Origin of the sequence: Agromyces ramosus (assembly GCF_004216665.1) — a bacterium.
GTDB lineage: Bacteria > Actinomycetota > Actinomycetes > Actinomycetales > Microbacteriaceae > Agromyces > Agromyces ramosus.
Genome location: NZ_SGWY01000002.1, coordinates 706,130 through 718,268, shown reverse-complemented (window position 1 = coordinate 718,268; position 12,139 = coordinate 706,130). Strand labels below are relative to the sequence as shown.

General features: G+C 70.1%; 16 protein-coding genes and 1 tRNA gene. 6 read left to right on the top strand and 11 right to left on the bottom strand.

The window, feature by feature from the left end:
* The first annotated feature begins 58 nt into the window (after positions 1–58).
* From EV187_RS09955 to EV187_RS09935, 5 genes are all read left to right on the top strand, one after another.
* A complete protein-coding gene (locus EV187_RS09955; RefSeq protein ID WP_130352883.1) occupies positions 59–886 on the top strand; it encodes an oxygenase MpaB family protein in 828 nt (275 codons plus the stop codon).
* Positions 883–1,377, top strand: a complete 495-nt coding sequence (locus EV187_RS09950) for an Lrp/AsnC family transcriptional regulator (RefSeq protein ID WP_130352882.1) — start codon at positions 883–885, stop codon at positions 1,375–1,377. The genes EV187_RS09955 and EV187_RS09950 overlap by 4 nt, the downstream gene beginning before the upstream one ends.
* Positions 1,378–1,485: 108 nt before the next feature.
* The gene (pdhA, locus tag EV187_RS09945) at positions 1,486–2,613 is read left to right on the top strand and encodes a pyruvate dehydrogenase (acetyl-transferring) E1 component subunit alpha (RefSeq protein ID WP_130352881.1); all 1,128 of its coding nucleotides are present in this window, start codon (positions 1,486–1,488) and stop codon (positions 2,611–2,613) included.
* A complete protein-coding gene (locus EV187_RS09940) occupies positions 2,610–3,632 on the top strand; it encodes an alpha-ketoacid dehydrogenase subunit beta (protein WP_130352880.1) in 1,023 nt (340 codons plus the stop codon). Before pdhA ends, EV187_RS09940 begins: the two co-directional genes overlap by 4 nt.
* Positions 3,632–5,101 carry a dihydrolipoamide acetyltransferase family protein gene (locus EV187_RS09935; protein WP_130352879.1) on the top strand — a complete coding sequence of 490 codons (1,470 nt, stop codon included), beginning with the start codon at positions 3,632–3,634 and terminating at the stop codon, positions 5,099–5,101. Before EV187_RS09940 ends, EV187_RS09935 begins: the two co-directional genes overlap by 1 nt.
* On the opposite strand, the gene EV187_RS09930 is transcribed toward EV187_RS09935, so the two are convergent.
* The 9 genes from EV187_RS09930 to EV187_RS09890 all read right to left on the bottom strand — a co-directional run bounded on the left by EV187_RS09930 (position 5,098) and on the right by EV187_RS09890 (position 10,611).
* The gene (locus tag EV187_RS09930; RefSeq protein WP_130352878.1) at positions 5,098–5,640 is read right to left on the bottom strand and encodes a hypothetical protein; all 543 of its coding nucleotides are present in this window, start codon (positions 5,638–5,640) and stop codon (positions 5,098–5,100) included. The two genes, EV187_RS09935 and EV187_RS09930, sit on opposite strands and share 4 nt — an antisense overlap.
* Before the next feature lie 99 nt (positions 5,641–5,739).
* Positions 5,740–6,237, bottom strand: coding sequence for a glutathione peroxidase (locus EV187_RS09925; protein ID WP_130352877.1), 498 nt, complete (start codon positions 6,235–6,237; stop codon positions 5,740–5,742).
* 99 nt (positions 6,238–6,336) lie between these two features.
* On the bottom strand, positions 6,337–7,509 hold the full coding sequence (locus EV187_RS09920; RefSeq protein ID WP_130352876.1) for a low temperature requirement protein A: 1,173 nt from the start codon (positions 7,507–7,509) through the stop codon (positions 6,337–6,339).
* Between the two features lie 79 nt (positions 7,510–7,588).
* On the bottom strand, positions 7,589–7,810 hold the full coding sequence (locus tag EV187_RS09915) for an amphi-Trp domain-containing protein (RefSeq protein ID WP_130352875.1): 222 nt from the start codon (positions 7,808–7,810) through the stop codon (positions 7,589–7,591).
* 190 nt (positions 7,811–8,000) lie between these two features.
* On the bottom strand, positions 8,001–8,207 hold the full coding sequence (locus EV187_RS09910; RefSeq protein ID WP_130352874.1) for a hypothetical protein: 207 nt from the start codon (positions 8,205–8,207) through the stop codon (positions 8,001–8,003).
* A gap of 28 nt (positions 8,208–8,235) precedes the next feature.
* The gene (locus EV187_RS09905) at positions 8,236–8,742 is read right to left on the bottom strand and encodes an SRPBCC domain-containing protein (RefSeq protein WP_130352873.1); all 507 of its coding nucleotides are present in this window, start codon (positions 8,740–8,742) and stop codon (positions 8,236–8,238) included.
* 9 nt (positions 8,743–8,751) lie between these two features.
* Entirely contained in the window at positions 8,752–9,399 is a 648-nt protein-coding gene (locus EV187_RS09900; protein WP_130352872.1) for a dihydrofolate reductase family protein, read from the bottom strand.
* Position 9,400: 1 nt separating this feature from the next.
* Entirely contained in the window at positions 9,401–9,739 is a 339-nt protein-coding gene (locus EV187_RS09895) for an ArsR/SmtB family transcription factor (RefSeq protein WP_130352871.1), read from the bottom strand.
* Positions 9,740–10,137: 398 nt separating this feature from the next.
* Positions 10,138–10,611, bottom strand: a complete 474-nt coding sequence (locus tag EV187_RS09890; RefSeq protein ID WP_130352870.1) for a winged helix-turn-helix transcriptional regulator — start codon at positions 10,609–10,611, stop codon at positions 10,138–10,140.
* 103 nt (positions 10,612–10,714) lie between these two features.
* On the opposite strand from EV187_RS09890, the gene EV187_RS09885 reads away from it, so the two are divergent.
* Entirely contained in the window at positions 10,715–11,209 is a 495-nt protein-coding gene (locus EV187_RS09885) for an SRPBCC family protein (RefSeq protein WP_165391154.1), read from the top strand.
* 374 nt (positions 11,210–11,583) lie between these two features.
* Here the strand turns inward: EV187_RS09885 and EV187_RS09880 are convergent.
* Positions 11,584–11,659, bottom strand: a tRNA-Ala gene (locus EV187_RS09880).
* A gap of 93 nt (positions 11,660–11,752) precedes the next feature.
* Positions 11,753–12,127: a ribosome silencing factor gene (gene rsfS, locus EV187_RS09875; protein ID WP_130352868.1), complete on the bottom strand. Its 375-nt coding sequence runs from the start codon at positions 12,125–12,127 to the stop codon at positions 11,753–11,755.
* Between the last annotated feature and the right edge of the window lie 12 nt (positions 12,128–12,139).

Genomic DNA, 12,139 nt, shown 5'->3' with positions numbered 1-12,139 from the left:
GGCGACCTGGCGTCGACGACCTGCTGGTCCACGAGCTGATGGTCTACAACTGGTACTGATGATCGACCAGGACGAACGCGAGGTGTTCCGCCGCCATGGCGCGGAGGGCGTGCTGCTGCTCGGCGGCGGGGCCGCGATCCTCCTCCAGCTCGCCGACCCGCGGGTCGCGCGCGGCGTCGCCGAGCACAGCGGCTTCCGCGAACGTCCGCTGGACCGGTTGCTCGGCACCCTCGACTACGTCTACGCGGTCGGCTTCGGCGACGACGAGCTCGTCGCCGACGCGGTACGCGCGGTCAATGCGCGTCATGCGCCGGTGCGGGCGCACGCCGACGACGCCCGGCCCGCGTACAGCGCCTTCGACGCCGACGCCCAGCGGTGGGTCGCCTCCACACTCCTCGGCGTGGCGATCGTGCTGCACGAGCGGATCTACGGTCCGCTCGACGAGCCGACCGCGGATGCCGTCGTGCGCGGCTACGCGCCCGTCGGCTTCCGGCTCCAGGCGTCGCGGGAGGGCTGGCCGGACACCCGTGCCGAGTTCGACACCTGGTGGTCGGAGCGGCTCGCCCGCCTCGAGGTCGGCGGCGAAGCGCGATCGGTGGCGCGCACCCTGCTCTCCCACTCCCCGGCACTGCCGTTCGGCACCGCGGCGCTGCTGCCGCCCGTCCGGCTGATCACCGCGTCACTGCTGCCCCCCGACGTGCGCGCCGCGTACGGGTTCCGGTGGACACCGCGCGCCCAGCGCGTCGTCGACGGATGGTTCCTCGGCATCTCGGCCGTCTGGCCGCTGCTCCCACGCGCCGTTCGGCACGCCCCGATGCGCGCCTCGCTCCGTCGCGCGCGACGTCGCAGCCGCTACGCTGGGCATGAGCCACGAGGACGACGATGACCCAGCAGACACCGCACCGGAACGACGCGCTCGACAGCATCGATCGACGCATCGTCGCCGAGCTGAGCCGCGACGGACGGCTGTCGGTCCGCACCCTCGCCGAACGGGTCCACATCTCGCGCACCGCCGCGCACAATCGCGTCCAGCAGCTGCAGAAGCGCGGGGTGATCACGGGATTCGGCGCGCAGATCGACCGGAAGGCGATCGGGCTCAACATCTCCGCACTCGTGGTCGTGCGCATCGGCGAGATCTCCTGGGAGGAGATCGCCGCGAAGCTCGCGACCCTCCCCTTCGTCGAGAAGGTCCAGGCCGTCTCGGGAGACATCGACATCATGCTCACCGTGAGCGCGCCCGACCACGAGCAGCTGAGCCAGGCCATCCTGCGCGACATCCACGACATGCCCGGAGTCATCTCCACGCGATCGCATCTCATCCTCGCCGAGATCGAAGGCCACCCGCCCGCGCAGACCCTGGACATCTGGCGCACCTGAGCTCGTCCCGGGCGGACGAACGGCAACGCTTTCGAGTCGATGGAGCCGTTCGTTCACGCTTCTCGCCGACGTCCCGCGCGCGGCCGCAGACTGGCGCACCATGGCCATATGAGCCTCAATGTCGAGCACCGCAGCGTCCGTGCCCTCCCCTCCGAGAAGCCCATCCGGCTGCTCGACAACGCGGGTCATGCCGTGCACGGCTCAGCCACCGGCGGGTTCGACCTTCCGGACGCCGAGACGCTCCTCGAGCTCTACCGGCGCATGGTCGTCGCCCGCCGTTTCGACGTGCAGGTGACCGCGCTCACCAAGCAGGGCCGGCTCGCGACGTACCCGTCGGCGTACGGCCAGGAGGCCTGCGAGATCGGCGCCATCTCCGCGATCGAGGCGCGCGACTGGTTCTTCCCGACCTATCGCGACAGCATCGCGCTGCTCACCCGCGGCATCGAGCCCGGCGACATCCTGCAGTCGTTCCGCGGCGACTGGCACAACGGGTACGACCAGCACGCCCATCGCTGCGCCTCGCAGGCGACGCCGCTCGCGACGCAGGCCCTGCATGCCGTGGGCCTCGCTCACGCGGCGCGTCTGCGCCAGGACCCGATCGTGACGATGACCTACCTCGGCGACGGGGCCACGAGCGAGGGCGACGCGCACGAGGCGTTCAACTTCGCCGCCGTCTGGCAGACGCCGACCGTCTTCCTCGTGCAGAACAACCAGTTCGCGATCAGCGTGCCGCTCTCGCGCCAGACGCGTGCCGCGACGCTGGCCGACAAGGCCGTCGGCTACGGCATGCCCGGCTTCCACGTCGACGGCAACGACGTCGCCGCGGTCTACTCGGTGACGCGGGCCGCGGTCGAGCGCGCGCGGTCGGGCGGCGGCCCGACGCTGATCGAGGGCCTCACCTATCGCATCGAGGCGCACACGAACTCCGACGACCCCACCCGCTACCGCCACGCGCGCGACGTCGAGCACTGGAAGCGCCGCGACCCGATCGAGCGCCTCGAGAAGTACCTCGTCTCCGAGGGGGCGCTGTCCGAGGACGTGCGCACCGAGATCGCGGATGCCGCGGAGTCGGTCGCCGCCCACACGCGGGAGGTCATGACGACCGAGGCCGAACTCGACCCCCTCGAGCTCTTCGACCACGTCTACGGCCGCCCGCGCGCGGCGCTCCTCGAGCAGCGCGCACGGCTCGAGGCCGAGCTGGCGGATGCCGCGACCGACGCCGGAGCCGCCCGATGACCGCCACGACGACCGAGCACGTCACGCCAGCGGCATCCGCACCGACGCAGCTCACCATGGCGGGGGCCCTGAACGCCGCGCTGCGCGACGCCATGGCGGACGACGACCGCGTCGTGGTCTACGGCGAGGACGTCGGCCCGCTCGGCGGCGTCTTCCGAGTGACCGACGGGCTCCAGTCGCAGTTCGGCGAGGACCGCATCTGGGACTCCCCGCTCGCGGAGTCGGGGATCATCGGCACGGCGGTCGGAATGGCGATGTACGGCATGCGGCCCGTGGTCGAGATGCAGTTCGACGCGTTCAGCTACCCGGCGTTCGAGCAGATGGTCTCGCACGTCGCCAAGATGCGGAACCGCACGAAGGGACGGATGACGCTGCCGATGGTCGTGCGCATCCCGTGCGCCGGGGCGATCGGCGGCGTCGAGCACCACTCCGACTCGTCCGAGGCGTACTGGACCGCGACGCCCGGCCTCACCGTCGTGATGCCGTCGAACCCCGCGGACGCGTACTCGATGCTGCGGGAGGCGATCGACAGCGACGACCCCGTGGTGTTCATGGAGCCGAAGAGCCGCTACTGGTCGAAGGCGCCCCTGACGCTGCCGGTGACGACCGCGCCGATGGACCGAGCGGTCGTCGTGCGCGAGGGCACCGAGGTGTCCCTGCTCGCCTACGGCCCCACCGTGCGCACCGCGCTGGAGGCCGCCGACGCGGCCGAGTCCGAGGGGCTCTCGATCGAGGTGGTCGACCTGCGCAGCCTCTCCCCCTTCGACGACGAGACCGTCGGGGCATCCGTGCGCAAGACCTCACGTGCCGCCGTGATCCACGAGGCGGCGCAGTTCGGCGGCTACGGGGCGGAGGTCGCCGCGCGCGTCACCGAGCGGAACTTCCACCACCTCGCGGCCCCGGTGCTGCGCATCGCGGGATTCGACATCCCGTATCCGTCGCCGAAGCTCGAGGAGCACCACCTGCCGACGCCCGACCGCGTGCTCGCTGCGCTCGACACCTGGGAGTGGGACCGCTGATGAGTCGCGACTTCATCCTGCCCGACCTCGGCGAGGGACTCACCGAGGCGGAGATCGTCGCATGGCTCGTGCAGCCCGGCGACGAGGTCGCGATCGACCAGCCCGTCGTGGAGCTCGAGTCCGCGAAGTCGGTCGTGCAGCTGCCCACCCCGTTCGCAGGCGTGGTCGAGTCGCTCGGCGGCGAGACCGGCCAGGTGCTCCACGCGGGCAGCGTGCTCATGACGCTCGCGCCCGTCGGCGCCCCGGTGGCGGATGCCGCCCCGGCATCCGTCGACGCCCCGGCAGCGGATGCCCCGGCCGACGCGGGGCCCGCCACCGCACCCGTCACCGCCGAGCCCGGCGTCGCCGTGCCAACGGCTGCGGCCACCGAGGAATCGGGTGCGGTGCTGATCGGCTACGGTACGCGGGCCACGACCGCCACGAAGCGCGCGGCGACGGCCCCGGCCCGGTTCGGGCGCCGCCAGTCCGCAGGCGGCGGTTCAGGCCACGTCACGACCGGCCCTGCGTCGTCCGGGGCATCCCCGACGCGGCTGGACCCGTCCCGCCGCTCCCCCGTCGTCTCGCCGATCGTCCGCCGCATGGCGCGCGAGCACGGCTTCGACGCGAGCCAGCTCGACGGGTCGGGTCCCGACCACCTCGTGATGCGCCGTGATGTCGAGTCGTTCGTGCGCGAGCTCGAGGCCGGCGGGAGCACCGAGCGCGGGCCTGTCGCCGCGGAGCCCGCAGCCCACGGCGTCGCCGCCGCGGCATCCGTCGCCGTCGGGGCGAACGCGTCGGTCGAGGATCGGCGCGTGCCGCTCGACCGCATGGGCCGCGCCGCGGCCGCGCATTTCGCCCGCTCCCGCCGGGAGATCCCCGAGGCCACGGTGTGGCTGGACGTCGACGCGACGCCACTGCTCGAGGCGCGTCGCGAGCTGCAGGAGGCCACGGGCGAGCGGTTCGGGGTCACCGCGCTCGTCGCGCGGTTCGTGGTCGCCGGCCTGGCGCGACACCCGCTGCTGAACTCAAGCTTCGACGCCGCGACCGAGGAGATCGTGATGCACGGAGGCGTGAACCTCGGCATCGCCGCGCAGACGCCGCGCGGGCTGCTCGTACCGGTGGTGCACGGCGCTGAGCGCATGAACCTGCGCGGCCTCCGCGATGCCATCGCCGCCCGCGGCGAGGAGGCCTCGACGGGGGCGTTCCCGCCCGCTGCCCTCACCGGTGGCACGTTCACGCTCAACAACTACGGCACGCTCGGCGTCGACGGGTCCGCGGCGATCATCAACCACCCCGAGGCGGCGATGCTGGGCATCGGCCGGCTCGTCGAGCGACCGTGGGTCGTCGACGGCCAGCTCGCGGTCCGCACCGTCACCGAGCTGACGATCTCGTTCGATCATCGGGTCTGTGACGGGGCGGAGGCGGCGGGGCTGCTCACCTTCGTGGCGCGCTGCATCGAGCGCCCGCTGTCGCTGCTCGCGGAGCTCTAGAAGAACTCGTCGGGGGTTCCCGCAGCGCGTTCGACGTCACGGGTCTCGCCGCCCGCGGCGCGCAGCTTCGCGACGGCGACCCGCAGGCCCGACTCCATCTGGGCCGCCCATGCGTCGGACTCGCGCGCGCTCGCCTCCGCCGCCCTGGCGCGTGCCTCCGCGGCCTCCGCGGCGGTCCGCGCGTCGTTCACCTGCTTGAGGGCCAGCGAGATGCCGTAGTACGCGGCCACCATGGTGGCGATCGGCGCGGCGATGACGGCCAGCGCGCTGATGGCGGCGCCGGTGGGGCTGAAGGCGATGAGCAGCGCGAACGCCAGGAACAGCACGACGATCGCGGTGAGCACCACGAGCATGAATCGCAGGTCGCGGCTCCAGACACCGGCGGGCTGCCGTGACGAGGGGGCGCGCTCGGGCTCCTGCTGCCCTCCCTGGCCGGTGAGCACCACCGTGTCATCCGCGCGCTGGGCGGGGGCCTGTGGCGGGACACCTCCCGCGGCGGCTCCCTGGTCGACGATCTGACGTGAGTACGCGTCGGTCATTGATTCCCCGCTCCCCTTGCATGGATCGACCCCCCAATTGTGGGCCTCGCACCGGAGGGGGTCAAGGAAGCGCGCCGCCGACGACCCCGGCCGATCGGGTCAGGCCGCGCGGGTCTCGACGAGTCCGCGCTCGATCGCGGCGATGATCGCCGGGTGGTCGGGCTGTGTCGTGGGGCGGAAGCGCACCACCTCGCCGTCGGGGAGCACGAGGAACTTCTCGAAGTTCCAGGTGACGCGGCCGGCCTTGCCGGCGGCATCCGCCACCTTCGTGAGCTCGGCGTAGAGCGGATGCCGGTGCCGGCCGTTCACCTTCACCTTGGCCATGAGGGGGAAGGACACGCCGTAGGTCATCGAGCAGAACTCCTTGATGTGCTCGGCGTCGCCCGGCTCCTGCCCGGCGAACTGGTTGCACGGGAAGCCGAGCACGGTGAACCCGCGGTCGCCGTACTCGCGCTGCAGCGCCTCGAGCTTCTCGTACTGCGGCGTGAGCCCGCAGCGCGAGGCGACGTTCACCACCATGACGACCTGGTCGTCGTAATCGGCCAGGGAGGCGGCGGCGCCGTCGATGGTCGTGAGTGGGATGTCTCTGATGTCCACGCTTCGAGCCTAACCCGGATGCGGAGACTTCCTCCTGCGATGCGATTCGGGATATTGGCTACGCCGAGACCCGTGACCCGTCACCCCCACCGTAACCCATCATCCGGCGGTGGCGGCATTCTCTCGCTCGGCGCGCACGCGATGTCGGTTCACCTCGGCGATGCCGATCATCAGCACGATGAGCAGTACGACCGCGGCGACCACGGCCTCCGCATGGACCACTGCGGCGAGTGGAAGGATCACCCATGGCAGGACGAGACCGGCGCTCCCCCACGTCACGACCTCGCGCCACGGAACCCCGTAGCGAAGGGACTCGGCGACACTCGCGAGGTAGAACAGGAAGATTCCTCCCGCCATGCAGACGGCGGCACCGGGCGCCAGGTGATGTCCGGCTTCGGCGACCGCGCTGCCGAGTCCGGAGGCGAACAACGCGATGCCCGCGATCAGGATGAACGGCAGGTACATCACCGCGTCTCGCAGCGCCCCGATGCGGCCGGTCGACTGGAGCATGCGCAAGCCCGCTTCCGCCGAACCGGACGCATAGCGGAAGAACACCCAGGCGAGCAGCGAAATGGCGAGGAAGGCAAGAGCGGCGGTCACGCCCGAAGCGAGCGTCCAGTGGGCGGCGAGCTCCGCGATGGTCGCCAGGATCGACTCTCCGAACACGATGACGACGAGAAGGCTCACCCGCTCGAGCAGGTGATCCACGTCGAGCGAGCGCTGCAACCACGTCGCCTGACCACCGAGGGAGGCGAGCAGCACGACCTCGACGGCGATCGCGACCGCCCACAACACGTACTGCGCGGGCGGTGGAACGACCGCCGAGACGAGCCAGAGCGCAGCGGGGAGTCCGCTGTACGCGATCGGGCGCCACCACGGCACGCCGATGGTGCGTCTCTTCGCGACCCAGGGCAGCATCCAGACCAGGCGGATGACGGCGTTCCCGACCGCGAAGGCCCATGCTCTTTCGGTGAGCGCCTCGGGAACCGCGGCCGCCATGACTCCGATCGCGATCATCGCGACGGTGACCCCGGCCCAGAGCAGCGGTGTGATGCGAGCACCGAACAGGTTGAGGGTGAGCGTCATGTTCACCCACGCCCACCATGCCGGCGCAAGGAGCACGAAGAACACGAGCGCGTCGGCCCAGCCAGGGTCGCCATGCATCCCGTGGGCGACCTGCCCGACGTACGCGACCATGACGAGGTCGAAGAAGAGCTCTAGCCAATGCACCCGACGCCCACCGCGCACGTCGACCTCGGATCCCTCGCTCACGCCGTCAGCCTACGACCGGAGGTGATCCCATGGGCAGGTGCCCGACGGGATGAGTCTGGCGCACGGCGCCCGCCGGCCGTCACCACGTGAGCTCGACCTCCAGCTCGTTGGCGCCCTCGTCGCCGAGCTCCACCTCTACCTTGAGGTTGACCTGGTCGGGGATGCGCACGGTGATGCGCCGTCCCGCGCGGTGGAACTCGACCGAGTTGTTCTTCGCCAAGGCGTCGGCGAGGGTGCGGAGCTTGGCGGCTGCCTCCTCGCGGCTCATACGCTGGGCATCCTCGATGTCGAACAGGTCCATGGTGTCTCTCCCTCGGTGTCGTCTCGTCGACCGTACCCACCTCCGCCCATCCGCGCACTCGCGTTCCGGCATGGATCGCCGACGTGGCGGCCTTCGGCGATTCCTCCGCGGGCACCGCCAACGAGAGCGACGACGAAACCCCCTGGTTCGCCAGAGGGTTTCGCCGTCTCCGTGCCCGGCGCGACGTCGCCTACCTAGCCCCTTCCAGGGCAGAGAGCGCGCCGACGGCGTGGGGCATCGTGGTGAACACGCCGACCTGCCGGTCGGCCCAGTCCCATGCGATGAAGCCGGCTCCGGTGTGCCAGACGCAACCGATGATGGTCAGGCTGTCCCGAAGCTGGATATCCCACCGCCCCTCGTCCGTCTCGATGACGTCGACCGATTCGATGAATCCCATCTCGCACCTCCGTTCAGTTCCGGGCACGCTAATCGGATGAGATGACGACCGTGTGACCGGCAGGGAACGACTCCCTACCGAGGTGTCGGCCCAGGGCTTCGAGGAGGCCTCGCGAGCCTTCCTCGCGGCCGGGGCCATCGGCCCAGAACCGGTCGAAGAACACGCCGTGCTCGGTGTGCGTGAACCTGGTGCCCTCGGGGATCTGCTCGAACTCGAAGGACGCCACCGAGGTCGACATGTGGATGCCGTCGAGCCACATATCGTAGGTCGTGACGATGCGGACGTGATCGACGATGTCGGTGTAGACGGCTTCGTACCGTGACACCGGTCCGCCGTGGAACTTCGCCTCGTCGATATCGCGTCCGCCGATGCGGAAGTCGAACGCCCACTCGCGAGGCTCGAACGTGTCGCCGTCGCCGAACCAGCTTCGCTTCTGCTCGCCGTCGGCGAACGCCTGCCAGACCTGTTCGACGGGTACGGGATAGTCGCGCGTGAGAGTGAACCCGGAGTGCGCGAGCCGGTGCTCGATGGTCATGTGCGCGTCCTATCGGGTGAAGGTGACGTGGATCGTGCCGCTCTCGGCGACCTCCGTCGTCACGGCATGGGTGTGCTCGAGGCCGCGCAGGTCGTCCCACACGCGGTTGCCCCGCCCGAGCACGATCGGGGCGATGCCGACGTGCAGCTCGTCGACGAGGCCGGCACGCAGGAATTCGCGTGCGGCGCGCACCCCGCCGCCGACTCTGACGTCGAGCCCATCGGCGGCGGTGCTGGCCTCCGCGAGCACCTCCTCGATCGGGCCGCTGCGGAAATGGAAGGTCGTGCCGCCGTCCATCGCGATCGACGGGCGCGGCGCCGAGTGCGTGAGCACGTAGACGGAGCAACCGAACGGCGGCAGGTCACCCCACCACCCCTTCCAGTCCGGGTCGTCGGGATTCGCGTGCAGACCGAACATGGCCGCGCCCATGATCTCGGCGCCGATGCCGGTGAAGAACGCCGCGGCGTACGAGTCGTCGATGCCGGTCGTTCCCGCGCCGCTCGTGTCGCCGAAGAGCCTCTGCCGAAACGTGCGCGTGGCCGCGTATGCGGCGGTGAGCGGCGCCCAATCCTCGCCCATCGGATTGTCGGCCGCCGGATCTGGGGCGGCGGTGTATCCGTCGAGCGACGCGAACAGGTCGATGCGTACGCGGGTCATGTCAGGTCTCCTTGGTGGTTGTGCGGTTCAGGTGGATGCCGAGGCGGTCTGCCTGGCGCTCGGCGGAGGTTCGTTGCTCGCCGAGCCAGACGCGGAGGATGTCGAGCGCGCCGGGTCGCAGGCTCACGGTGCGGACGCGTCCCTGCTTGCTCGAGGTCACCACGTTCGCGTCCTCGAGGATCCGCAGGTGCTGGAGCAGCGACGGCAGGGTCATGGAGAACAAGCCCAGCAGGTCGGACACGACGGCCGGCGACTTGGCGAGCCGCTCGACGACCATCCGTCGAGTGGGATCCGCGAGTGCGCGAAGCACCGCGTCCAGCTCTGCGGAATAGTTAGGCATATGCCTAACTATCGCGCAGTGTGCCGCACCGTGTCAACCCGCGCCGCCGACTCCCCATCGGCCGTGCGAACGCCGCGTTCCCACCTGCGGGCATGCGGATCGATGAGCCCGTGGCAGACTCTGGAGGACTTCGCATCGATGAGGATCATGCGGTATCGGGACCATCACTGAGGGATCGACTTTCGGGACGACGGTGCTCGAGAGTCGACTCCGAGAATCCGAGCGGGGACCTCGCAGCAGCCGGTGTAGGAATTGGCCACTTCTCATGGAATCTAGCCCACAGGTCCGATGACAAATGCCGCGGGTTTCCACGTGGTTCGCCGCTGATGTGCGCTCGGAAACCTCCACCGTCGCCGTCACGCGACCGCGCGCTGGCGCTCCGCTGCGATGCGTCGCCGTCACACGATCGCGCGTGCCCTGGCGCTCAGCCGCGCGAACGCGCTCTCCGCGCCTCCGAGGAGCGAACCACCCTCGCGCACAGCCTGCTGCCATGCGTCGAGCACGTCGTGGCGGTCCATCGCCATGACCGCCTCCCACGGATCGTCCTCCTCGATGGGAACGCCGCCCATGCCCCATCGCGCCGCCTCGTACAAGAGCGGGATCGCGGCGATGCCGCGCTCCGTCGCCGAGTAGGTGACCTTGCGGGCATCCGTCTCGCTCGGGGTGCGCACAATGATTCCGCTGCGCTCGAGTCGGGCGAGGCGGTCGGCGAGCACACTCGGACCGATGCGCTCCTCGGACCGAAGGAACTCCCCGAAGGTGTGCTTGCCGAGTGTGAGCAGGTCGCGCAGGATCAGCAGCGACCAGCTGTCACCGAAGGTCTCCACGGTGAAGTTGGTGGGGCAGGTCGACCGCCCTTCAGCTCGCTTCATGCGTCGAGTCTACGGCATTGACTTTGATCATCGTAGTGACCTACGCTTCGATCATCGAAGTGAAACGGATGCCGCGGCGGCGGCCTGCAGCGGAGGAGCCACGATGAACGACACGACCCAGCACGAGACGCACGATCTCGTCGTGAGCCGCGACATCCCCGCCCCCATCGAGGCGGCCTGGAAGTCGTGGACCGAACCGGACCGCGTGCTTCGCTGGTGGGGCCCGAACGGCTTCACCTGCACGGTCGCCGAGCTCGACGTGCGCGTCGGCGGCACGTCCCTCGTGTGCATGAGCGCCCCCGACTGGGGGTTCCCGGCGCTGTACAGCACCTGGGCGTACACGCTCGTCGACGCACCGCACCGCCTCGAGTTCATCCACAACATCGCCGACGAGCACGGCGCCACGATCGACCCCGCGACCATCGGGGCCGCGGGCATCCCGCGCGACGTGCGGCACGTCATCACGTTCGAGTCGATCGGCGACGACGCGACTCGACTCACCGTCACCGAACTCGGCTACATCGACCCCGAGCAGCTCGCGCTCTCGAAGAAGGGCCTCGAGGAGTCCCTCGACAAGCTCGTCGCGATCTACGTATGAGCCCAGCCGCCCCGGACGTCCCCGCATCCCCGAGGCCGCGCGCACCGCGCTGCCTCACTCCTCGACGTGCACCTCCGCCCGTCGTACGGTTCAGGCATGGGACTGCGCCGTCGCGATGATCGCCGAATGGATGCCGCTGCAGCGGTGATTCGGCGGCAAGGGTCACACGCCATCGCTCCGCCTCGTGGGGTTCGAGCTGTCGACCGTCGAAGAGCGCACCGGTATACGCACGCTCCTGGTGATGGTCGACGTGTCCGACCCTCGACCCCTCTATGGGCATCGTCCCGTGGAACAGCGGAAGCACCACAAGTTTCCTTGTCGCCGAGCCGTGTTCAGCAGAAGAACCCCCGTGAACTCGCGTTCATCAGGGGTTTTGGTGGATCTGAGGGGACTCGAACCCCTGACCCCCTGCATGCCATGCAGGTGCGCTACCAGCTGCGCCACAGACCCGTGCGCCCCGTGCGGGGCAACGAATCGAGCTTACACCAGCCTCGCCCGTCCGAAGAAATCGAGCGGTCCTCAGCGAGCTGGATGCCGCGTGGCTCAGCTCCCGGCGGCCAGCAGCGGCGCCACCGGCAGGGCCGGGCAGTCGAGCCACAGCCGCTCGAGGCCGTAGTAGAGGCGCTCCTCACGGTGGAACACGTGCACGACGAGGTCGCCGAAGTCCAGCAGCACCCAGCGGCCCGCGTCGTGGCCCTCACGGTGCAGGGTCTTCGCGCCCGCCTCGCGAAGCGCGTCCTCGACGGCGTCGGCGATCGCGACGACGTTGCGCTCGGAGTTGCCCGTGACGAGGAGGAACACGTCGGCGAACGGGAGGGGTGCGGACACGTCGAGAGCGACGAGATCCTCGCCGCCCTTCGAGTCGGCCGCGCGCGCCGCGAGGGCGAGCGAGTCGAGTGCCTGGTCGGATGCGGTCATACGCTCACTTCC

Coding starts and splice junctions, on each gene's coding strand:
- EV187_RS09955 (WP_130352883.1), top strand. CDS start 59: ATGATCGACCAGGACGAACGCGAGGTGTTCCGCCGCCATGGCGCGGAG.
- EV187_RS09950 (WP_130352882.1), top strand. CDS start 883: ATGACCCAGCAGACACCGCACCGGAACGACGCGCTCGACAGCATCGAT.
- pdhA (WP_130352881.1), top strand. CDS start 1,486: ATGAGCCTCAATGTCGAGCACCGCAGCGTCCGTGCCCTCCCCTCCGAG.
- EV187_RS09940 (WP_130352880.1), top strand. CDS start 2,610: ATGACCGCCACGACGACCGAGCACGTCACGCCAGCGGCATCCGCACCG.
- EV187_RS09935 (WP_130352879.1), top strand. CDS start 3,632: ATGAGTCGCGACTTCATCCTGCCCGACCTCGGCGAGGGACTCACCGAG.
- EV187_RS09930 (WP_130352878.1), bottom strand. CDS start 5,640: ATGACCGACGCGTACTCACGTCAGATCGTCGACCAGGGAGCCGCCGCG.
- EV187_RS09915 (WP_130352875.1), bottom strand. CDS start 7,810: ATGGACCTGTTCGACATCGAGGATGCCCAGCGTATGAGCCGCGAGGAG.
- EV187_RS09910 (WP_130352874.1), bottom strand. CDS start 8,207: ATGGGATTCATCGAATCGGTCGACGTCATCGAGACGGACGAGGGGCGG.
- EV187_RS09905 (WP_130352873.1), bottom strand. CDS start 8,742: ATGACCATCGAGCACCGGCTCGCGCACTCCGGGTTCACTCTCACGCGC.
- EV187_RS09900 (WP_130352872.1), bottom strand. CDS start 9,399: ATGACCCGCGTACGCATCGACCTGTTCGCGTCGCTCGACGGATACACC.
- EV187_RS09895 (WP_130352871.1), bottom strand. CDS start 9,739: ATGCCTAACTATTCCGCAGAGCTGGACGCGGTGCTTCGCGCACTCGCG.
- EV187_RS09890 (WP_130352870.1), bottom strand. CDS start 10,611: ATGAAGCGAGCTGAAGGGCGGTCGACCTGCCCCACCAACTTCACCGTG.
- EV187_RS09885 (WP_165391154.1), top strand. CDS start 10,715: ATGAACGACACGACCCAGCACGAGACGCACGATCTCGTCGTGAGCCGC.
- rsfS (WP_130352868.1), bottom strand. CDS start 12,127: ATGACCGCATCCGACCAGGCACTCGACTCGCTCGCCCTCGCGGCGCGC.